General features: G+C 39.3%; 19 protein-coding genes. 14 read left to right on the plus strand and 5 right to left on the minus strand.

Translation table 11 applies throughout. From position 1 onward, the window contains the following. Positions 1 to 62: 62 nt before the first annotated feature. The 3 genes from ACOMC3_RS11275 (at position 63) to ACOMC3_RS11285 (ending at position 4,600) form a co-directional block, all read left to right on the plus strand. Positions 63 to 842 (plus strand): carboxypeptidase-like regulatory domain-containing protein, encoded by a 780-nt coding sequence (locus tag ACOMC3_RS11275; protein ID WP_420315990.1) that lies wholly within the window; start codon positions 63 to 65, stop codon positions 840 to 842. 61 nt (positions 843 to 903) lie between these two features. Beyond that, on the plus strand, positions 904 to 2,334 hold the full coding sequence (locus tag ACOMC3_RS11280; RefSeq protein WP_420315991.1) for a pyridoxal phosphate-dependent decarboxylase family protein: 1,431 nt from the start codon (positions 904 to 906) through the stop codon (positions 2,332 to 2,334). Between the two features lie 103 nt (positions 2,335 to 2,437). Beyond that, positions 2,438 to 4,600 (plus strand): B12-binding domain-containing radical SAM protein, encoded by a 2,163-nt coding sequence (locus tag ACOMC3_RS11285; RefSeq protein WP_420315992.1) that lies wholly within the window; start codon positions 2,438 to 2,440, stop codon positions 4,598 to 4,600. Here ACOMC3_RS11285 and ACOMC3_RS11290 read toward each other — a convergent pair. The 4 genes from ACOMC3_RS11290 to ACOMC3_RS11305 all read right to left on the minus strand — a co-directional run bounded on the left by ACOMC3_RS11290 (position 4,597) and on the right by ACOMC3_RS11305 (position 8,648). Further along, positions 4,597 to 5,676 (minus strand): BamA/TamA family outer membrane protein, encoded by a 1,080-nt coding sequence (locus ACOMC3_RS11290; protein WP_420315993.1) that lies wholly within the window; start codon positions 5,674 to 5,676, stop codon positions 4,597 to 4,599. The genes ACOMC3_RS11285 and ACOMC3_RS11290 overlap by 4 nt on opposite strands. Positions 5,677 to 5,684: 8 nt before the next feature. After that, positions 5,685 to 6,305, minus strand: coding sequence for an FISUMP domain-containing protein (locus ACOMC3_RS11295; RefSeq protein ID WP_420315994.1), 621 nt, complete (start codon positions 6,303 to 6,305; stop codon positions 5,685 to 5,687). Between the two features lie 41 nt (positions 6,306 to 6,346). Then, entirely contained in the window at positions 6,347 to 6,919 is a 573-nt protein-coding gene (locus tag ACOMC3_RS11300) for a RidA family protein (RefSeq protein ID WP_420315995.1), read from the minus strand. Positions 6,920 to 7,016: 97 nt separating this feature from the next. Then, positions 7,017 to 8,648, minus strand: coding sequence for a M28 family metallopeptidase (locus tag ACOMC3_RS11305; RefSeq protein WP_420315996.1), 1,632 nt, complete (start codon positions 8,646 to 8,648; stop codon positions 7,017 to 7,019). A 95-nt stretch (positions 8,649 to 8,743) separates the two neighbouring features. Here ACOMC3_RS11305 and ACOMC3_RS11310 point away from each other — a divergent pair, with 95 nt between their 5' ends. The 11 genes from ACOMC3_RS11310 to ACOMC3_RS11360 all read left to right on the plus strand — a co-directional run bounded on the left by ACOMC3_RS11310 (position 8,744) and on the right by ACOMC3_RS11360 (position 19,587). After that, complete coding sequence (locus ACOMC3_RS11310) at positions 8,744 to 10,381, plus strand: dipeptidyl-peptidase 3 family protein (protein WP_420315997.1); 1,638 nt, start codon at positions 8,744 to 8,746, stop codon at positions 10,379 to 10,381. Then, positions 10,381 to 11,061, plus strand: a complete 681-nt coding sequence (locus tag ACOMC3_RS11315) for a nitroreductase family protein (protein WP_420315998.1) — start codon at positions 10,381 to 10,383, stop codon at positions 11,059 to 11,061. The genes ACOMC3_RS11310 and ACOMC3_RS11315 overlap by 1 nt, the downstream gene beginning before the upstream one ends. 24 nt (positions 11,062 to 11,085) lie before the next feature. Beyond that, entirely contained in the window at positions 11,086 to 12,081 is a 996-nt protein-coding gene (locus ACOMC3_RS11320; RefSeq protein WP_420315999.1) for a hypothetical protein, read from the plus strand. Between the two features lie 183 nt (positions 12,082 to 12,264). Continuing rightward, positions 12,265 to 15,216 carry a response regulator gene (locus ACOMC3_RS11325; RefSeq protein ID WP_420316000.1) on the plus strand — a complete coding sequence of 984 codons (2,952 nt, stop codon included), beginning with the start codon at positions 12,265 to 12,267 and terminating at the stop codon, positions 15,214 to 15,216. Between the two features lie 96 nt (positions 15,217 to 15,312). Continuing rightward, entirely contained in the window at positions 15,313 to 15,510 is a 198-nt protein-coding gene (locus ACOMC3_RS11330; RefSeq protein ID WP_420316001.1) for a hypothetical protein, read from the plus strand. 188 nt (positions 15,511 to 15,698) lie between these two features. Continuing rightward, a complete protein-coding gene (locus ACOMC3_RS11335; protein WP_420316002.1) occupies positions 15,699 to 15,830 on the plus strand; it encodes a hypothetical protein in 132 nt (43 codons plus the stop codon). A gap of 190 nt (positions 15,831 to 16,020) precedes the next feature. Beyond that, positions 16,021 to 16,245 carry a hypothetical protein gene (locus tag ACOMC3_RS11340; RefSeq protein ID WP_420316003.1) on the plus strand — a complete coding sequence of 75 codons (225 nt, stop codon included), beginning with the start codon at positions 16,021 to 16,023 and terminating at the stop codon, positions 16,243 to 16,245. A gap of 131 nt (positions 16,246 to 16,376) precedes the next feature. After that, positions 16,377 to 16,991 carry a hypothetical protein gene (locus ACOMC3_RS11345; protein WP_420316004.1) on the plus strand — a complete coding sequence of 205 codons (615 nt, stop codon included), beginning with the start codon at positions 16,377 to 16,379 and terminating at the stop codon, positions 16,989 to 16,991. After that, positions 16,992 to 17,366: a DUF423 domain-containing protein gene (locus ACOMC3_RS11350; protein WP_420316005.1), complete on the plus strand. Its 375-nt coding sequence runs from the start codon at positions 16,992 to 16,994 to the stop codon at positions 17,364 to 17,366. A gap of 311 nt (positions 17,367 to 17,677) precedes the next feature. Then, positions 17,678 to 18,010 carry a hypothetical protein gene (locus ACOMC3_RS11355; protein WP_420316006.1) on the plus strand — a complete coding sequence of 111 codons (333 nt, stop codon included), beginning with the start codon at positions 17,678 to 17,680 and terminating at the stop codon, positions 18,008 to 18,010. Between the two features lie 122 nt (positions 18,011 to 18,132). Next, positions 18,133 to 19,587, plus strand: coding sequence for an amidohydrolase family protein (locus ACOMC3_RS11360; RefSeq protein ID WP_420316007.1), 1,455 nt, complete (start codon positions 18,133 to 18,135; stop codon positions 19,585 to 19,587). 12 nt (positions 19,588 to 19,599) lie between these two features. Here ACOMC3_RS11360 and pyk read toward each other — a convergent pair whose 3' ends face one another. Beyond that, positions 19,600 to 21,030 (minus strand): pyruvate kinase, encoded by a 1,431-nt coding sequence (gene pyk / locus ACOMC3_RS11365; protein ID WP_420316008.1) that lies wholly within the window; start codon positions 21,028 to 21,030, stop codon positions 19,600 to 19,602. Position 21,031: the final 1 nt, after the last annotated feature.

The following is a 21,031-nucleotide window of genomic DNA, read 5'->3' on the forward strand; positions in this document are numbered from 1 at the left end:
TCAGTTCTGTTAAAGAATCTTAATTACGTGCAAAATTCAGAATCATAAATCAAATTTGGTATGTGAGAGGTTCAATATTCATAGCTGTATTTATAGCAGCCTGCACAATTTCAGCACAGGATAAGCTAAAGGCCGCTATTTCAGACTTAACAAATGAAGAAAGAATTCATGGTGCTCATATCATTAACCTCATCACTAAAAAATTCACAATTTCAGATGTGGATGGAAGGTTTGCAATACCGGCATCCACCGGTGATACTTTGCTCATTACGCATGTAGGATATCAAAGCCTGCGAATTGTGGTTTCAGAGAGTATGCCAAATGAGTTTAAGCTTGCTCAGGAGATTAAGATGTTGGAAGAAGTTCAAGTCAACATATTTCCCGAATATCAAAGATTCAAACAAATGATCATCGATACGCAACCGGTTGACTCTTCACTAGAAGTCTTTGGAATGGCTGCTATCCCTCTTGAATACTTTACTAGAAAAGAAATAACTGAGAAAGATCTCCAACAGCCAGTTTTTGGTCCTTCGGTTGCGATTGGTTTTGACTTGGAACCGCTAACCAAGCGAGGAAAGGAGAAGAAAAAACTTCAAAAGATTTTGGAAAGAAGAGAACTCGAAAGAGTGGCTTATAGAAAGTTTAATCGCGATTGGGTAGCCGAACAAACGAAACTAACTGGTGACGACCTTACGGATTTTATATCATTTTGTGATTTCAGTATTGAATATTTAGCAAATGCTACACTATTTGATATTCACCAACGTATGATGGGACTGTTAGATGATTTTAAGAATGACAATTTGAAACCAAAAAAAGATCAGTACATACCGGGTGCTTGATTATTGATGATTTATATGAATGGATCGATCCGAAAATCATGCTTCATTATTTTTGTGAGCAATGATCGACAAAATCAAGGCCCTGGAAAAAATCGCTCTACAACTGGAGCCCGATGAACATTCCCAAAAAGATCTTACCAATAAAGTCATCCATCATACCGATAACTTTTTATCTGAACTCAGCGACGAGCAGGCCTATTTTCAAAACCCAGAACCCTCAGAATCTGATCAATTATCAGAAAGCCCTCAAGACATAGAATCTCTTTTACAATTCTTACGAACGAGGGTAGAGCATGATGGAATAAATGCAGCATCTGGCGGGCACATGGGATATGTTCCCGGAGGTGGACTCTACCCTTCCGCACTCGGTGATTTCCTGGCTGCAATTAGCAATAAGTATGCAGGCATTTACTTCCCTGCACCAGGAGCTGCACGGATGGAAAACATGCTCATCCGATGGATGAATGAGTTGATGGGATTTCCAAATGATGCAACAGGCAATCTCACATCTGGTGGCTCTATATCTAATCTCATTGCAGTGGTGACTGCAAGAGAGGCTGCTGAAGTTAAAGCAAAAGATTTCGATAAACTCGTGGTTTATTTATCAGATCAGGCTCACCATTCGCTACAAAAAGCACTCAGAATTGCCGGGCTCGGTGAAGCTCAGTTGAGATATCTGCCCATAGATCAGGAATTTAGAATAGACATCTCATCATTGGATGAAACGATCCAAAAAGACAAAGATTCTGGTCTGATCCCATTCTTCATCAATGCTTCTTTAGGCACCACTAACACAGGAACGATCGACCCAATCGAAGCGATGAGTTTGATTGCATCAAAACACAGTGTCTGGTTTCATGTAGATGCTGCTTATGGTGGATTTTTTCGTATGCTTCCGGAAATTCAAGAAAGAACAAAAGGAGTTGAGAAGGCTGATTCAATCACGCTTGATCCACATAAAAGCTTATTTCTACCTTTTGGAACAGGAGCAGTTTTAATTAAAGATCTAAAATCACTCTACAAGGCACATCGCTACACTGCAGACTATCTGCAAGACCTGGTTGATTCAGATAGTGAAGTAAATGCTGCTGATGTATCTCCTGAGCTCACAAAACATTTTCGTGGCTTGCGTATGTGGTTGCCTCTGAAGCTTTTCGGATTGAAACCCTTTCGAGCAGCGCTTGAAGAAAAAATGTTATTGGCACGTTACTTTCGGGAGCAACTGATGAAGGAGCCAGGCTTTGAGTTGGGGCCAGCTCCTGACTTGTCCATTACCATGTTTAGGTACATTCCAAAATCCGGAGATGCCAATGCGTTCAATGAGAAACTCATTAAAGCCATTCAGGATGATGGACGAATTTTTTTATCATCCACAAGTATTCACAACACCTTTTGGATTCGTGTGGCAATCGTTGTTTTTCGTACACACCAATCGAAGATTGATCTACTTCTAAAAATCATCAAAGAAAAAGTAGTAAAGATGATACGTTAACATATGGACTCATTCTAGTGGTCTGATTTTTCAAGTGATTGCCCTGTTTAAAACGCATAAATAATACTTACTCGTAGGAGGGTATATCTTTGTTAAAAAAGCATTGGCAGAACTCCTCCTCATCACGCCCCCATTTACTCAGCTCAACACACCGTATCCTGCCACAGCATATCTCAAGGGTTATTTCAATACGCTTGATATTGAAATAGATCAGCAAGATCTGGGCATTGAGGTGATCGTAGCATTGTTCTCCAAAAAAGGATTGTCTCAGTTATTTGATGTGGCAGCAGGTTTTGAGAATCCATCTGAAAACGCCTCCAGAATATTAAACCTTAGAAATGCATATTTATTGACGATTGAGCCAGTCATCTCTTTTCTTCAGGGAAAAAACACCTCGCTAGCGCGCCAAATTTGTACAGATCCATTCCTTCCCCAAGCATCCAGATTTGATCAACTCGAAGAAATGGACTGGGCGTTTGGACATATGGGTGTCCAGGACAAAGCAAAGCATTTGGCTACACTCTACCTTGAAGATTTGTCCGACCTAATCATTGAATGTGTAGATCCTCACTTTGGATTCAGTAGGTATGCTGAGCGGTTAGGCCGAAGTGCCAATTCTTTTGACGAATTACATGCTCAATTACAGTTTGCACCATCGTTCATTGATGAAATCACTCTAAGATTACTGGATGAACGAATGAAAAAAATCAATCCATCGGTGGTTGGATTTTCTGTTCCTTTTCCTGGAAATCTTTATAGCGCTTTTCGCTGTGCTCAATTTCTCAAAGAAAACTATCCGGCTACTAAAATCGTCATGGGTGGTGGTTTCCCAAATACCGAACTGCGGGATTTAAAAGACCCAAGAGTCTTCAGTTATTTTGACTTCATCACCCTTGATGATGGAGAAAGGCCTATGCAATTGTTATTGGAGCATATACGAGATGGGAAGAAACAGCCAACACTCAAACGTACTTTTTGTCTCCAAGATGGAGAAGTGACCTACATCAACAACGCTACTGATCCCGATGTAAAGCAAAGTGCTGTGGGAACTCCTGATTATCAAGGGCTACCGCTTGACGATTACATCTCAGTCATCGAGGTTGCTAACCCTATGCACAGTTTATGGACGGATGGTCGGTGGAATAAACTGACTATGGCCCATGGCTGCTATTGGGGCAAATGTACGTTTTGTGATATCTCACTCGACTATATCAAAATCTATGAACCCATTGCTGCGAAAAAATTGGTTGACAGGATGGAACAACTCATTGAGCAAACGGGCTTTTCCGGATTTCATTTTGTGGATGAAGCAGCCCCTCCTGCGTTAATGAAAGAACTTGCTCTAGAAATATTAAGAAGAGAGTTATCGGTTACCTGGTGGACAAATATTCGCTTTGAAAAGAGCTTCAGTCTGGACCTATGCCTTCTACTCAAAGCAAGTGGATGCATCGCAGTTTCCGGGGGATTGGAAGTTGCCTCTGACCGCTTGCTCAAACTTATAGACAAGGGAGTAACTGTCGCTCAAGTGGCTCAGGTAACCGATCATTTTACTCAGGCTGGCATTATGGTACATGCCTACCTCATGTATGGGTATCCAACTCAAACCATTCAAGAAACCATAGATAGTCTTGAGATGGTTCGTCAGCTTTTTGAACAGGGCACCATTCAGTCAGGCTTTTGGCACCAGTTTGCAATGACTGCTCATAGTCCTGTGGGATTAAACCCGGAAGCATTTGGCGTTATACCGCAGCAAAATGAAATCAGTTTCGCAAATAATGATGTGGCGTTTGTCGATGAGGCAGGTATTGACCACAGCATTTTTAGCTATGGTCTAAAGAAATCATTGTATAACTACATGCATGGAGTGGGTTTTGAATGGCCGGTACATGAATGGTTTGAGGAAAAAATGCCTCCAACTTCCATTGATTCAGACTTCATAGAAAATGCAATTAATCAACACGAGGATTTGAAGATTAAACCAGATGCACAGGTAATCTGGTTGGGTGGTAGCTGCCATCTTGGGCCTTCTAAAAAAGGAAAAGTAAAAATAGAGGTTCATTCAATCACGGAAACAATTAATATTAAGATGCTTGAACCTGAAGGTCAATGGTTTTTGAAGCAAGTAGAAAATTTAAGAATTGATCAGCCAAGTATCAAAATGAGGATGCTAAAAGAATCATTTGAGGAGGCATGTGGTGATTTTGAACCATTTTGGTTTAGCAAACCAATAAATCAACTCAGATCAATAGGTTTGATTGTGATCTAGAATGCCTCACTTATACCAACGTAAATTCCATTCTGGCCGCCTTTACCAAACCCTAAATCAACACGAATATTAAGTTTCCTCTCAGGAATAATTAACATCCTACCTCCGATACCAGCAACGTATTTAAACTCCGTAGCATCGAAATCTTCAATGTTTTGAGCAACATCGCCAATGCCGGCAAAAAGTGTCATCCCAAATCTCCAAAACAGTGGCCTTCTATACTCAACCTGAGTATACATCATTTGCCGATCACGATAAAGGCTTGCATTCTTAATACCCCTTAATCGCTCATCTCCAGCAAGCTGCGGTAGTTTATAAAATGGGATATCCGTTCCTCCGGTCCATTGGGATCTAAATTGTAGGGCTATGATGTTTCGATCATTAACGATTGAAAAGTATTTTCTAACATCTAACAAAAAGCTAGTATAGTTAAAATCTCCAATGCCTGTATACATCAACCGACTGCTAATAAAATAACCTTTAGTTGGGTAAATGGTATAGTCCCTGGTATCAAATCGCAGGGCCGGACCAATGCCAAATAAGCCTCCTCCATTAATTCCAATTGGATTATCTGTTTCGAGCAATCCACCTTCAATGACTTTCTTAATTTTGGTAAAGTGAGCATCATAGGCCGCTCCAATGAAAAATTTCTCATTTAATGGATGCAGAAACTGTCCTTCCAGCTGTACAAATCGATTGGTGTACATTTCGGAAATATCAGGATCATTTTCATTGCCAATTCCAAAGTATGAATCCGGGAAATTATAGTATCTGACCGATGCGGTGAGATTTTGTCCGGAGGGGAAATAGTAGTCCAGGTTAACTACAGCAATAGACTGTTTCTTTAATGTATAAACAACATAGGGTGTGATGGTAGATTGTCGTTGAAAGGCACTCGGAAGTACACTATTATCTTTTAAAACCCAGATACCAACTGCACCAATTTGCAAACTGGTTTCAGGAGCGTAGCTAACTGCAGGAAAAGCGGCAAATGACCCTTGATTAGAAATGGTATCCGTTTCTTGACCTAGAATTATTAGCGGAACTAATAATAAGAGAAAAAGATAATTACGCACTCAAATTATCAATTATGGAACTTCACACACCTACAACTCAGGTAATGGCTATCCCCCACTCTTGAGTGATAAATATCCTCATCTCCCTTTTTTAGAGTAATAATTCCGGCGGAATTACTATCCTTAAGTTCATTGTCCCACCAGTTTCCATGAACGCCTATCCCTTTAAAGGTGCCATCGGGTTGACCAAACCCACCAAACATCATATCCATATCGCTCTCCTTTCCTTCGATCAGGTATTTGCCTGAATGATGCCACCCACCAAAGAAATGAAACAAGTGTTTCCACTCATGAATGGTAGGAACATGCCATCCTTCAGGGCAGGCACGGTTTGCTTGTTCGTAATTATAAAGTCGTCCAAACGTTTGGGCGTACTCGGGAGTAGAATTATATGTTTTGGAACCAGGTACATAAAAGCGTACATTCTCTGCATACCAGGTGCGTTCGATGGTGCCGCCATGATGTTCACGAATGAATGTGATTGTCTTGTAAACTTCTCCATCTCGTGGGTCCGTATATGTGCCCATCTTGTGAGAGAAATGTTTATTCTTGGCTTCACGGCTCTGAGCAATCGTAGTGATCATAACCAGTGAAAAGAGTGAAAGAAATAGCAAGCTTCTTATTTTCATGGTTTCAGTGATTTAAAAGCAAATTAGTAAATCCTAAATAACTAATCCTGTACTTCAACGATCATTTCGACCTCCACAGCGATATTTCGAGGAAGTGATCCCATTCCTACAGCTGCTCTGGCATGTTTACCTCTATCACCAAACACCTCAACCATTGTATCAGAAAAACCATTGACTACTTCAGGCTGATTACCAAAATCCGAAATACAGTTCACCATGCCTAGTACTTTGACAATACGGACGACTTTATTAAGATCTCCTATTTCAGCCTTAAGTGCCGAAAGTTGAGCATATGCTACAAGCTTTGCCGCCTCGTATCCTTCCTCAACAGTCAAGTCCTCGCCTACTTTACCAGTTACATATCCTCCTTCAGGCAGCCCAGGACCTTTCCCTGCCATAAATACTAAATTCCCAGTACGTACGGCATTTACATAATTAGCGACCGGAGCAGAGGGCTCTTTAAGCGTGATCCCCATTGATGTAATCTTTTCTTCTACATCATAATCGTAAAGTTCCTCTTTTGGCTGCTGTGGGTCATCATGGGTATGCTCATGACTAGGATTGCAACTGAAAATTAAACTAGAAAGAGTGAGTGTTATGATTAGGTTTTTCATAAGATAAATATTTAGGTTATGCCATCATGAACGAGAGAAGAGCATTGACAACTATTGCTATCCCACTCTCTCATTCAGAATGACAACTTGAATGTTATTACTGCATGCTATTTTCTCTAATAGCCTTAAACTCAGAACCAGGTTTCCACTCAGGCCAGTCTGCTGAATTAGCGATTTTCATCCCCACTTCCATCAAAAGTTCTCCATCCAAAGCCATCCCATCAAATGTCCAATAATCGGCATTGTACTGATCTTGTGGTCGATGATATTGAGTGGAGAGATAAACTTTATTTAAGCTATCAACATAGCTCACTCCTTTAGTCATATGCTCATATCCACCGGATGCGTACAGTGCCGGAATACCAACTTTAGCAAATTGAAAATGATCTGATCGAAAGAAGTATCCTTTACCCGGATCCGGGTCTGCCAATATGTACCTGCCTTGTTTCTTTGCTACTTCTTCAGCAATATCTTCAAGCTCCGACTGACCATAGCCTACAACCGTCAAATCTTTCATTGGCCCCCAGGCAGTGATGCCATCCATGTTGATATTGGCCACCGTTTGTGCAGGTGGATAGATAGGATTCTGACCATAATGTTTAGAACCTAACAAACCTTGTTCTTCAGCAGTCACAGCCAGAAAAACAACTGTTCTTTTTGGTTTGTCCATCTTGGCCATTGCTTCAGCTATGGCCAGCATTGTTGCGGTCCCGGAGGCATTGTCATGCGCTCCATTGTAGATGCTATCCCCATCTATTTCTTGACCGATTCCCAAATGATCCCAATGAGCTGAATAGATGATATACTCATCAGGTCTTTCTGATCCTGTGATTTTAGCAATCACATTTTGTGATTGATCCTTTTTAATATTGTTATTAACCGTAACTGAAGCATTCAAGCCTAAACTGAATGGCTTAAAATCAGCACTTCTGGACATTTCAGTATAATTCTTCATGTCCTCACCTGAAGCTTCAAATATTTTAATTGCCGCATCTCTGGTTATCCACCCAAGTACATTTGGTTGATAAGTATCACCGCTCTGATCCAGGTACAAGCTGGCTCCAGACCATGAGTTTCTCACAACCAACCATGGATATCCGGCTGGAACAGTTTCATGAATAATTAAACAGCCAGCAGCTCCTTGTCTGGCAGCTTCTTCATATTTGTAGGTCCAGCGGCCATAATATGTCATGGTTTCTCCTTTGAAGAAGGTAGAATCTCCTGATGCAAAACCAGGATCATTAACCAGGACAACTACTGTTTTACCTTTTACATCCAATCCTTCATAATCATTCCAGTTATACTCAGGAGCTACCACGCCATATCCAGCATAAACAAGCTCAGATGCATCCAGTGAAATCTCTTTTACAACCTGTTCTGTGTAGGCCACAAAATCTTCTAATACATTTAATTCGACTGTTTGACCATTTCCCTCAATCGTCATTGTCTCAGAAGGCATAGCTGTCAATTCAACCATTGGCACATCCTGAGTAAATGAATCTCCATTACCAGGTTCCAATCCATAGGCTTTGAATTGATCCATCAGGTAATTCACTGTTTTGATTTCTCCTTCAGTGAATGGTTTTCTACCCTGAAAATCGTCAGAGGATAGAACTTCAATGTGTGACTTTAATGATTCTTCAGAAATCTGAGATGAAGCACTCTTTTCGCTTGGTTGGCATGCGAAAAGTATTGCCCCCATCGAAAGCATGGCTAAATTTTTCTTCATTGTTAGGTATTTTCTATTCTGCCAATTTAAATGAATTCAATAACACAAGAATATTCTTAACTTCGGTGTTACTAACCATACTTTAGAATATAAAAATGAAAAAATTATTGAGCATTGGTCTCATTGGTTTACTGCTTAGCCAATGTGCTCCTACAGAAACAAAAGAAGAGACTACCGAAGAAATGTCTCCTATGCAGCAAAAGGTGGCCATTTATAAAAATGTCGAGCTCACAACAGATGTAAGTCAATTGAGTGAGAATGAGAAACAGATGATTCCTTTGATGATTGAAGCTTCAAAAATCATGGATGAATTATTCTGGTATGAAGCATATGGTAAAAAGGATTCATTGCTGGCGACTCTTACAGACCCAGCAACTAAAAAATATGTGTACATAAATTATGGCCCATGGGATCGGTTGGCAAACAATGAACCTTTTATTGATGGTATCGGCACAAAACCTGAGGGAGCCAACTTCTACCCTACCGATATGACCAAAGAAGAGTTTGAAGCAGTAGATCTTGAGGGCAAGACCAGCTTATATACGTTTATTCGAAGAGATGACGATGGAAACCTGATTACTGTTCCTTACAATGAAATGTTCTCAGAGCAGGTACAAAGAGCTGCAGAACTCATCAGACAATGTGCTGAGCTTGCAGAAGATGAAGGCTTAAAAAATTACCTAACACTGAGAGCTGATGCGCTTTTGAATGACGAGTATCAGCCAAGTGACATGGCCTGGATGGACATGAAAACAAATGGACTTGACTTTGTGGTAGGACCAATTGAAAACTATGAAGACAAACTCTATAACTACAAAGCTGCCCACGAAGCTTACGTATTAGTTAAGGATAAAAGCTGGAGCGAGCGATTGGCTAAGTATGCCGCTTTCCTTCCTGAACTACAGGAAGGCTTACCGGTAGCCGATGAATACAAAGCTGAAACACCGGGAACAGATGCAGATTTAAATGCCTACGATGTGGTGTATTATGCAGGAGATTGTAATTCAGGTTCAAAAACAATTGCCATTAATCTTCCTAATGATGAAGAAGTGCAATTAGCAAAGGGCTCAAGAAGATTGCAGCTTAAAAATGCCATGCAAGCAAAATTTGATCACATTTTAGTGCCTATTGCTGATGTATTGATTCATCCGGACCAGCGCAAGCACATCACGTTCGATGCATTTTTTGGAAATACGATGTTTCATGAAGTGGCTCATGGGCTAGGAATCAAAAATACGATTAATGGAAATGGAACTGTTCGAAATGCTTTGAAAGAGCATTCCTCTGCTCTTGAAGAAGGAAAAGCCGATATCCTTGGTTTATACATGATCACTCAGCTTCATGGAAAAGGAGAAATCGAAGGTGATTTGAATGATTACTACGTAACCTTCATGGCTGGTATTTTCAGATCAGTTCGCTTTGGTGCGGCCAGTTCACACGGCAAAGCCAACATGATCCGGTTCAATTTTTTCAATGAGTATGGTGCTTTTGCAAAGGATGAGGAAACAGGCACATACATGGTGAACTTTGATAAAATGCAAGAAGCTATGAATGCTTTATCCGAAAAAATTCTGACGCTTCAAGGAAATGGTGACTATGAGGGCGTTGCACAGTTGGTAGATGAGAAAGGTAAGATTGGAGAGGTGTTGCAATCAGAGTTAGATCGACTTTCCGAGCAAAACATCCCGGTAGATATTGTTTTTAATCAAGGAGTAGAAGTTTTAGGATTATAATGGACAAAAAGGACATCAATGGCCATCCGCATGTAGCATACAAGCGGGATGTATATGATTTAAAAGAAGCTGAAAGTCGGGCTAAAGCATATTACGACTGGCTGGATACCCGCCGGACAGTACGTGACATTTCAGACAAACCAGTCAGCAAAGAATTGATAGAAAGTCTTATCATGGCAGGATCTACGGCACCATCTGGAGCGCACAAACAGCCCTGGACCTTTTGTGCTATTTCAAATCCTGAAATGAAAAAAGCTATCCGAGAAGCAGCAGAAAAAGAAGAGTACGACAGCTACCACGGAAGAATGAGTGAACGGTGGCTGAAGGATTTGGAACCCATTGGTACAGACTGGAACAAGCCTTTTCTTGAGGAATCTCCGTGGCTCATTGTCATATTCAAGAGAGTATTTGAAATGGTGGATGGAGAAAAAAGCAACAACTACTATGTCAATGAATCGGTAGGAATTGCTTGTGGTATGATTATCTCAGCCATTCATAAGGCGGGATTGGTAACACTTACACATACGCCATCGCCAATGAATTTTCTAACCAAGATTCTCAATAGACCAGACAATGAAAGGCCTTATCTTCTACTACCCATTGGATATCCAAAAGAAGAAGTTTACGTCCCGGATTTGGAACGAAAACCACTGGATGAAGTGGCTATATTTTACGAATAAATTTCACTCCTAACAAATATGCAAATGCAAGAAATCAAGGTATGCCAAATAGGTATGGGGCCACTTGGCATCAAAATAGCCGAGTTCATTGAATCAAGGTCTTCAATCAAAACGATTGCTGCTGTAGATAAGAATCCAGCGTTGATCGGGAAAAAGCTGAATGAAATTGGTGATAATTTATCTTCCAATGTTGAAATAATGGAGAGCATCGCAAAGGTCTTGCAAAATGACAAACCAAATGCTGTCATTTTAACAACTGTTTCAGATATGGAACGAATTGTTCCTCAGATAAAGGAGATCATAGCACACGGTATTCCGGTGGTTTCAACCTGTGAAGAATTAAGCTATCCCTGGGAGTCTAATCCAACATTAGCAAATGAGCTGGATAAAGCGGCAAAGGCAAATAATGTAGCTGTACTTGGCACTGGAATAAACCCAGGATTTTTGATGGATGCTTTACCTTCTTTTTTTACGGGTATTTGTCAGGATGTGACTTCAGTTAAGGTTTCAAGGTTTCAAAATGCTTCATTCAGAAGAGTACCTTTTCAGAAAAAAATTGGAGCAGGGTTATCCCTGGATGAATTTGATCAACGAAAGCAGGCAGGTATCCTACGGCACGTTGGCTTAACAGAATCCATTCAATTCATCGGTCGGTCGTTGGGATGGAAGCTAGATCGGGTAACGGATGAAATTTCTCCTGTCGTGGCTAAGCAGGATTACAACAACAATGGTGTCTCTGTAAAAAAAGGGAATGCAACGGGCGTTTGTCAAATTGGTAAAGGATTCATCAATGGGTCAGCCAAAATTGAACTAGTGTTTCAGGCCACAATAGGTGAAAATGAGTCATATGATGAGGTTGTTATTGAGGGGTCTCCCGGAATAAAGTCTAAAATTCAAGGCGGAGTGAACGGTGATGTGGCCACTTGTGCCATCACCATTAATGCTGTTCGAAGTATTCTTGGTAGTAATCCAGGATTAAGAACCATGGCTGACGTTCCTATGGTTTCATTCACTGCATAATTGAAATCGCAATAGAAGATTGGCAGGATTGTAAAGTAGTCTGGCAGGATTAATAATTTCCAGCCAGCTAATTTTAAATACGAAATCCACCTAAACACGCATAACAACGTGGTAGAAGTAGTTGCTCCCTTGATCTGATCAGGGGAGCTTTTTTTATATCTTTAGTCGCCAAGTTATACCGCCATGTCAAAAAATATCTTACTCGCACTTATTCTACTTTTCTCAAGTATTTTCACATTAGCTCAAAAACTAGATTCACTTCTCCTAGAAGCGATTGAAATAGTGGAAACAGATTCTGCCTCTTCTATTTCTCTTTTCTATCAAGCATTGCAAGAATCGGATGGGGAAATTGTGAAACTTGAAATTTATGATAAATACTGTTTTGAGTTACAGTATTTGTCAAAACTTGACTTACTCTATCAGCTGACAGATGAGGCTTTAGAAACACCTATTAATCAAGCAAATAGTAAAGTTTACCTGCGTCTTTTAAAGATGAAGTTTGATGTGTTTAATCTGAGAAAGGAGTACGATTCGGTCAAGCTTATTTTGATTCAACTGTATGAGTTGGGCGAGCAGTATCAAGATACCACTTCAATGATTACGTCCTTAGTTGAACAAGCCAGTTTTTATGAAATTTTAGGAGATTATGGAAAAACGCTGGATTATAATTTCAAAGCATTGGAAGTAGCTGAAAAATATGGCAAGGCCGAATTGATTGCGCTAGGGCAGCTTTCACTCGCCATATTCTATGATAAAATTGATAAAGAGCGAGAATCTATCCGATACAATAAGGAGGCACTGAAAACTTATGCCCTTCTTGGCACAACAATTAAAATGGCTCAAATCTATAATAACATTGGGTTGGCATATGATGGTCTAAATATGTATGATTCAGCTAGATTTTACTTTGAAAAAGGATATGCCATTGCTGTAGAATTAGGGAGTGAGTTTGGTAAAGCAGTCACCAAACTAAATCTTGGACTCAATGCATATCGAAATAAAGACTATCAAAACTCGATAGAAACATTTAAGGATGTATTACAATTCTTCTCAAGTGTTAGCGATGACTATGGAATTTGTTTATGCTATTATAATCTATGCAGAATATATAATGACCTGAATCAACACGATCAGGCTTTAACATATGGTCTCAAGGGATACAATTTATCGAAGGAAAATAATTTCATAAATGAAGTAGAGGGTATATCTAAAGAACTGAGTGAGGTTTATGAAAAGACCAATAACAGCACTAAAGCGCTTTTCTATTTTAAAGAATATGTCTCCGCAAAAGACAGTTTATTTAATGAGGAAAAAAATCAGGAAATAGGTCGTCTTGAATCCCAATTTGAGCTGAATAAAAGCCTTTATGAAAATCAGCTGAAAGAAAAAGAAAACCTCATCTTAAAAGAAGAAGCCATAATAAGTGAACAAAAAATTCGTACTCAAGGAATTTTAATAATTGGAGCGATTATAATCGTTGTGCTTCTACTTGTATTTGCAATTCTATTGAGAAATCAGCTTAGGGAGAGGAAAATTCTATTGAAAAAAATAGAGGGTCAAGCTGCTAAACTCAAAGAACTTGATCAGGCCAAAACCCGCTTTTTTGCAAACATTTCCCACGACCTTAGATCACCTCTCACTTTGATCCTTGGATCACTGGATAAAATCACAGAGCGGGATTATGAAGTATTGGATAAAGAATCAAAGGATTTGCTCGAGACCGGAATAAAGAACGGTAAGCGCCTATTATACCTGGCAGATGAAATAATGGATCTAACCAGACTGGAAGAAGGTAAAGTACAGCTTGAGCTTCAGTATGTTAAGATTGTCCCATACCTGAGACTTTTAACCAAAATGTTTAGCAGTGCTGCAGATATCAAGTCTATAGAATTGAAGTTTACTTCTCAGGCTGAAGATGAAACCACTCTCCAAATTGATCCACATCAGTTTGAAAAAATCATCTACAACCTGCTTTCCAATGGCATCAAATTCACACCTGAACGAGGGGTAGTTGATGTTGAACTGGGTACAGATAAAAATCATCTTAAAATATCCATAGCAGATTCAGGACCGGGCATTCCTAAAGAAAGCTTAGACCTCATATTTGATAGATACTACCAGTCATCAGAGGCGTCCACGTCTCTGGCAGGTGTTGGAATAGGTTTAGCCCTGGTAAAAGAACTAGTGGAATTACATGGTGGATCTATTGAGGCTGTTAGCAATGAAAAAGGCTCTGTTTTCACCATCCGATTCCCATTCAAGAAAAACGATTGGATTTCAAAGGCAATCGTTCCAGAAAGATCGCTGGATGTGGTCACCAAAAATTCATTATGGATGGATCTTCAGGACGAAAAAGAACGCTTGCAAATCCCTGGCCTAAAAACAGCCAAAGAAAATGCCAAAGCCGTACTCATTGTAGAAGATCACAAAGAATTGAGAAGTTATCTCCAGAGTATTTTAAGCTCAGACTACAGGGTTTATCTGGCCGCCAATGGATCAAGTGCATTGGACATCTTGCAATCGGAAAAAATTGACCTCATCCTCACAGACCTTATGATGCCTTATATGGATGGTTTTGAATTAGTGGATCATCTGAAAAAAGATAAAGAATTAAAAAAGATTCCTGTGGTAGTGGTCAGTGCCAGAACTGATAAGAAGGAGAAATTAAACCTGATTTCTAAGGGAGCAGAAGATGTGATCAGCAAACCTTTTGACAAAGAAGAACTTGTCTTAAAAATTCAAAACATCCTTGAACGTGACTGGGATAGCAGCAAGGTCCTATCTAAACTTTATGGAGAAACGGCGGAAGAGTTTGAGAAAAACATCATGCATCGATTAGAATCACTGATTGTGAAACGAATTGATGATCCCCACCTTTCCGTATTAGATCTAGCAGATGAAATGGCCGCCAGCGAACGAAAAGTATACCGACTCATTAAAAAGATTTCAGGTCTTACTCCTTATGAATTGATTAAAGAAGTGAGGTGGCAATACCTGGATAATTACTTAAACAATAACAAAGTGCGTACGGCGACTGAAGCTGCACAGCTTATCGGAATGAACAACGTTTCCTCGTTTGCCAGTCAGTATGAAAAAAGATTCAAAAAGTCGTTTAAAGAGGTTTTAGAGGAATAATATCATAATTGGCAGGATTTAAAAGTGACTTGTCAGGATTTAAAAATTAAACCTTTTAAGCTTAGAGGTATCAAAGTCTAACAAAACATCACTACCATGACTCATATACTTTGGTATAATAATTCGATAAGCTCATACCAGTCAGGAACCTGGAACGACTTTAAACAAACAGTTGCTAAATCTGTTAATCCACATGAGATTCTGCCACTAGAAAGATTTAATGACGCTTCTGAACTCACGATTAAGAAGATTGCTTTTGAGTTGAATAAGTGTAGGCCAAGACATTTAAGATAATCCCTGGGACATAGGGATTGACTATAGCTGGTTGACATCCCTGGCGCAAAGCGTCAGGGATTTTTGTGCAAGAATCTAAAGTAATTATGCAAAATTGTTAAGTGAGATATGAAGAACTTCATCCTATGATAATTATTTGGTATAAATCATCAACTAATGAGTACGGTTATTCCAGCCAAAATGAATTTATGAAATTATTGGACACCCCCAACTTAGCAACAGGATTAGTCAAAGTTGAGCAATTGGAAGGTGTCCCTGATTACATTGTTAAAAAGCTGGTAAATGATATGAATAAGCATAATACTCAGTTTAGTTTTTAGGAAAAGATGGAGCTGGCGAATAAGCTATAGAAGATGGATTTTATTCACTTGACCGATTGACGCATATATGGTTCATTTAAACCTGTAGGAGTCGATAGTAAATTTAAATCTCTGACTTATGGCAGAGATTCCCTGAGAAAAGGAAAGTAAATAAGAAGAATTATTAGGTACATGTTTTTATCTCTTCACAATGAAAATTATTTGGTATTGTTCAACTGAACAGACGTATGGTTATTCATCTAAAAATGAATTTTTACAAAAGTTATCGTCCGTCAATTTCGCAGCTAGCCTAAGTAAAATGTATGAATTAGAAGGTTTTTCGGATCATGTATTGGACAGGCTCGTGATGGAAATGAACAAGCGTTTGAATGTGTATGATGTTTCATTCAAGTTCAGTCCACAAAATTATAGTTGACTTATTTCTTAGTGCTTCCTATTTTCAAACACACCTGCAATACAAAGAATAAGTTGACTTGGTGGTGAGATCCCTGACGAAACCGTCAGGGATTTTTTTATCTTTAACCCAGGCTAACCTACACCCCTACCATGAAACAGATCATTATCCTTTCGTTACTTGTTCCTTCTATTGTATTCTCTCAGGCGCAAACAGCAGAGGAACTACGAGTCAAGGACCTAAAAAAGTATTCCATCCAAAACGCGGAGATAATATATGAGATATCAGGCGATGCAGAAGGTGAAGAATTTATGGTTTTCAAAGATTATGGATGGACCAGCCTTAGACAACAAACCATGACATTCGAACTCTATGGTATAACAAGTACTCAATCTGTTTATGAGATTACCAATGGAGACTTCATTTACCGCTTAAATCCTGAGGATAGTACATACGCAACCAGGAAAGACTACAAATGGAGTCAACAAGCCTCCTATAAAACACCGGATCAGGTTTCTGAAGCCATCCTATTTTCGATGGGAGGAGAACAGCAAGAAAATCGAACTTTGCTAGACAAGGATTGTCAAGTGTGGACTTTTGAAGGGAAAGCATTACAGGAGCTTTGGGTTTGGAATGGTTTGGTGGTAAAACGTAAAACCAAATTAGGGGATCGCAATATTGAAACCACTGCTACGGCAGTTAAATTGGATGCTGTGGCAAAATCCGAACTATTTTCTATTCCACCGTATTATTCTGAAAAACAATAAATGCAAAAGTTATTCTTAATCATCTCATCACTTTCAGGAATGATTTCTGTAGCGCTAGGTGCTTTTGGAGCACATGCACTTAAGGAAAAGCTGCAGTCAGCTGGAACATATGATACCTACCAGACAGCTGTACAATATCAGTTTTATCACACACTGGCCCTATTGGGAATTGCCCTGCTAATGGGCAAAATATCCAATCAGTGGCTAAATTATGCCGGATACAGTATGACATACGGTATACTCATCTTCTCAGGATCTCTATACATCTTATGTTTTACAGGCATGAAATGGCTTGGAGCAATCACACCCATTGGTGGATTGCTATTTATTGCAGGATGGATATTTCTTTTAATCACTGCCTTGAAGACCATATGATAAAACCTCTTATCAAGGTTGTCAAACTTCACTCAATAAAATGAAAATGAAAGAATGCCCCTCTTGTGCAATAGAGGTAGACGCCTCATCAAAAGTCTGCCCGATTTGTGCCTATGAGTTTGCTGAAACTCAGATAGGATATAAGTGGATAGCAATTATATTGATCATTGTAATGCTTTTATATATGCTTGTTTTATGAAGTTAAATTCATTGATTAACCATCTCATAACAAATGATCAAGGTTAAACATTAAGAGATAATTGCATCAACAACAATTATTTGTATAATTTAACTGATTAATATAATAATTCATGAAGAACAATCTTATCCTTACAATCGCTGCATCTACATTACTTTTTACTTTATTCTCCTGTGAAGAGTCAACAGAACTACCACAATGCGAAACTGATAATACTGCCCTATTAGTTGTAGAAAACACGGGCAACCATGGAACACTTGAGATTTATGTGGATCGTCCCATAATCCGCAGTAGTGGTGCAGATTATTTAATTGATCCTGGCAAGCAAATGAATATCACATTAAGTGCAGGCCTACATGAAATCAACGTATTTGGTATAAATGGATTTGAAGATTCGTATGAGTTGACGCTTTCAGCGTGTGATGATTTCAATTTACCTATTTAGAAATTTTCCAATAGCCTGTCGATTAGATATTCCATGCTAAAGAGCTAATCGTATAAAATGTATATTTGATTAGCTCATTTATTAACATTGAATGACTGAGATTTAACCTAACCTCATACAAAATGAAGAAATTGACGCATTCATTCTTTATTGCTATTTTCATTCTTTCTGCCTGTCAGCCTTCAGGTGAACTCTTTGAAGATGCTATTTGCATTGAAAATATAGCAACCATTGATCCAGGTAATGGCCTAATGGAAAATCAAACGGTCATTATTAAAGACGGTAAAATCCATAAAATAGCGCCATCACAAGAGCTTCAACTATCAGATAAGAATACAATTATTGATGGATCTGGGAAATACTTGATCCCAGGATTATGGGATGCACATGTTCATTTTTCTTATATAGAAGAAATGGCGCCAAGGATGCTTGATCTATTCCTGGCTTATGGAATTACTAGCGTCAGAGATACAGGAGGAGATATCACTTTTGTCAATCAATGGAAAGAAAAAGCCATTGCTAATCCTACCAATGCTCCAAGAGTGATGGTTGCCGGACCTCTTTTGGACGGTATGCCAAATGTTTATGATGGTAGTGATCCCAGTAAACCTCCACTCTCTGTAGGGCTTAAAACCGTAGAGGATGTAATTAATGAAATTGATAAACTAGACAGCTTGGGAGTAGATCTTCTTAAAGCCTACGAGATGCTAACTCCGGAACAATTCAAAGCTGTAATTCAGCAAGCGAACGAAAAGGGACTCAAAGTCACTGGACATGTGCCACTGAGTATGGATGTGATTGGTGCATCAAATGCCGGATTGAATAGTATGGAACATCTACGAAACCTGGAGCTTTCATGTGCATCAAATGCCAACGAACTTTTGGAACAGCGCAAAAAGCTTTTAATGGAAGGAAAAGATGATCCGGGAGGTATTTTGCGCTCAAGAATCCATCAAACTCAAAGACAAGTAGCTATTGAAAACTTCGATGCAAATAAAGCGGAGGAAGTGCTGGCAGTACTAGCCAAAAATCAAACATGGCAAATCCCAACTCTAACGCTCAGTTCTGCTTTTGCCACGAGGTATTTTGAAGAGCCTGAATGGCAAGAAAGTTTTAAATACCTCTCAACAGAGACAGAAGAAAAATGGAAAAGTCAAATTGAACGGATATCAGAAATGGAAGCAACTCCATTTCAACTTGAATACTCACAGTGGTTGCTGGATATCACTGGAAAAATCCATAATGCAGGAATTGATATCATGGCAGGCACAGATTGTCCGATCATCTTCCTTACTCCCGGAAGAAGTTTACATCAGGAATTAGCTGCTTTAGTAGATGCCGGACTATCACCATTGGAAGCTATAAAAGCAGCGACTGTCAATCCAGCAAGGTATTTCAACATGGAGAATGAACTCGGATCAATCAAAGAAAATCAATGGGCAGATCTTTTGATTCTTGATGCAAATCCACTTGATGATATTAATAACACTCAAAAAATCAGTGCTGTCATCAAACAAGGCAATTACCTTGACAGAAGTGACCTGGATGGAATTTTGGAGAGCTTGAGTACCAATTAGCTATCAAGCTGTTCATTCGACAACCTGAACCTTCATCATATTGGTATGCCCATGCCAGTGTTGTGGCATGGATGCTGTATTAATAAAGATGTCTCCTTTCTTAAGATGACCACCATCAACGAGTTTCTTTTCGATCTGGACAAGCGTTGAATCAATATTATCCATTGTATCAAAATAGAAGGTTTTCACGCCCCATACCAAGCACATTTGGTGAAGCAGTTTCTCGTTATTGGTAAACAAGTAGATCTCTGATCTGCTGCGATGCATAGCTGTTCTAAAACCGGTGTACCCGGATTTGGTCATGCAAACCAAGGCACGAGCTATTGTATTTTCCGCTAATCTACAGGCTGCACGTATCAATAAATCGTTCATGCGTGTAGACGACTCAAATTGCTTATCATAGTACTTATTATATATTGAATCAGCCTCTGTCTCAACTGCCATGATTGTTTCAGACATGGCTTGTACAGCCTCTACTGGGAATTTACCTGCCGCAGATTCGGCAGACAACATCAAAGCATCTGCTCCATCCATTACTGCATTCGCTATATCGTTGGTTTCAGCTCGTGTAGGTCTTGGATTTTCAATCATGCTTTCCATCATCTGAGTGGCAATGATTACTGGTTTTGCTAATTCATTACACTTCTTAACAATTTTTTTCTGCCAGATGGGCACGTCATGCATCGGAATCTCCACGCCAAGGTCACCACGAGCAACCATCACCGCATCAGTCTCCTCAATTATTTCATCTATGTTCTCAAGTGCTTCAGGTTTTTCAATTTTTGCCACCACTTTAGTAGCTCTTCCTGAGTCTGAAATGATTTTCTTCAGTTCGCGGATATCGTCAGCTTTTCTAACAAAACTCAAGGCAACCCAATCAAGATCCTGCGATAAACCAAATTTTAAATCTTCAAGATCTTTTTCTGTTAGTGATGGTGCTGAAACTTTTGTGTCAGGAAGGTTAATACCCTTTCTAGATTTCAAAAGTCCACCATGTATTACCTTGGTTACCACCTCACTACCACTTACTGAAACAGTTTTCAATTCAATATTTCCATCATCAATCAAAATCATGTCACCTTTCTTCACGTCATTGACGATTTCAGAATAAACGGTACTTACTCGCTCTGCATTTCCTTCAATTTCTTCAGTGGTAATTATAAGCTGCTGGCCATCCTTAATTTCTACCCCTCCATCTTTCATCAATCCAATTCGAATTTTAGGACCTTGCAAATCCTGTAGAATACCAACATGGTAATCCTTTTCTCTCCCAATCTCTCGAATAATATTTTTTACCTTTTGGTGATCTTCATGAGTCCCGTGAGAAAAATTCAATCTCAATACATTAGCACCAGCCTCAATCAATTTGATGATAGTCTCTTTATTATTGCTTGATGGCCCAAGAGTAGCCACAATTTTTGTACGTTTTGTAATTGAACTCATA

Origin of the sequence: Ekhidna sp. (assembly GCF_965212185.1) — a bacterium.
Taxonomy (GTDB): Bacteria; Bacteroidota; Bacteroidia; order Cytophagales; family Cyclobacteriaceae; genus Ekhidna.

Excerpts from the sequence above, each read along its gene's own strand:
- ACOMC3_RS11320 (WP_420315999.1), top strand. The coding sequence starts at position 11,086 with ATGCAAGAAATCAAGGTATGCCAAATAGGTATGGGGCCACTTGGCATC.
- ACOMC3_RS11350 (WP_420316005.1), top strand. The coding sequence starts at position 16,992 with ATGCAAAAGTTATTCTTAATCATCTCATCACTTTCAGGAATGATTTCT.
- ACOMC3_RS11330 (WP_420316001.1), top strand. The coding sequence starts at position 15,313 with ATGACTCATATACTTTGGTATAATAATTCGATAAGCTCATACCAGTCA.
- ACOMC3_RS11300 (WP_420315995.1), bottom strand. The coding sequence starts at position 6,919 with ATGAAAAACCTAATCATAACACTCACTCTTTCTAGTTTAATTTTCAGT.
- ACOMC3_RS11295 (WP_420315994.1), bottom strand. The coding sequence starts at position 6,305 with ATGAAAATAAGAAGCTTGCTATTTCTTTCACTCTTTTCACTGGTTATG.
- pyk (WP_420316008.1), bottom strand. The coding sequence starts at position 21,030 with ATGAGTTCAATTACAAAACGTACAAAAATTGTGGCTACTCTTGGGCCA.
- ACOMC3_RS11305 (WP_420315996.1), bottom strand. The coding sequence starts at position 8,648 with ATGAAGAAAAATTTAGCCATGCTTTCGATGGGGGCAATACTTTTCGCA.
- ACOMC3_RS11315 (WP_420315998.1), top strand. The coding sequence starts at position 10,381 with ATGGACAAAAAGGACATCAATGGCCATCCGCATGTAGCATACAAGCGG.
- ACOMC3_RS11310 (WP_420315997.1), top strand. The coding sequence starts at position 8,744 with ATGAAAAAATTATTGAGCATTGGTCTCATTGGTTTACTGCTTAGCCAA.
- ACOMC3_RS11335 (WP_420316002.1), top strand. The coding sequence starts at position 15,699 with ATGAAATTATTGGACACCCCCAACTTAGCAACAGGATTAGTCAAAGTT.
- ACOMC3_RS11360 (WP_420316007.1), top strand. The coding sequence starts at position 18,133 with ATGAAGAAATTGACGCATTCATTCTTTATTGCTATTTTCATTCTTTCT.
- ACOMC3_RS11280 (WP_420315991.1), top strand. The coding sequence starts at position 904 with ATGATCGACAAAATCAAGGCCCTGGAAAAAATCGCTCTACAACTGGAG.
- ACOMC3_RS11325 (WP_420316000.1), top strand. The coding sequence starts at position 12,265 with ATGTCAAAAAATATCTTACTCGCACTTATTCTACTTTTCTCAAGTATT.
- ACOMC3_RS11340 (WP_420316003.1), top strand. The coding sequence starts at position 16,021 with ATGAAAATTATTTGGTATTGTTCAACTGAACAGACGTATGGTTATTCA.
- ACOMC3_RS11345 (WP_420316004.1), top strand. The coding sequence starts at position 16,377 with ATGAAACAGATCATTATCCTTTCGTTACTTGTTCCTTCTATTGTATTC.
- ACOMC3_RS11355 (WP_420316006.1), top strand. The coding sequence starts at position 17,678 with ATGAAGAACAATCTTATCCTTACAATCGCTGCATCTACATTACTTTTT.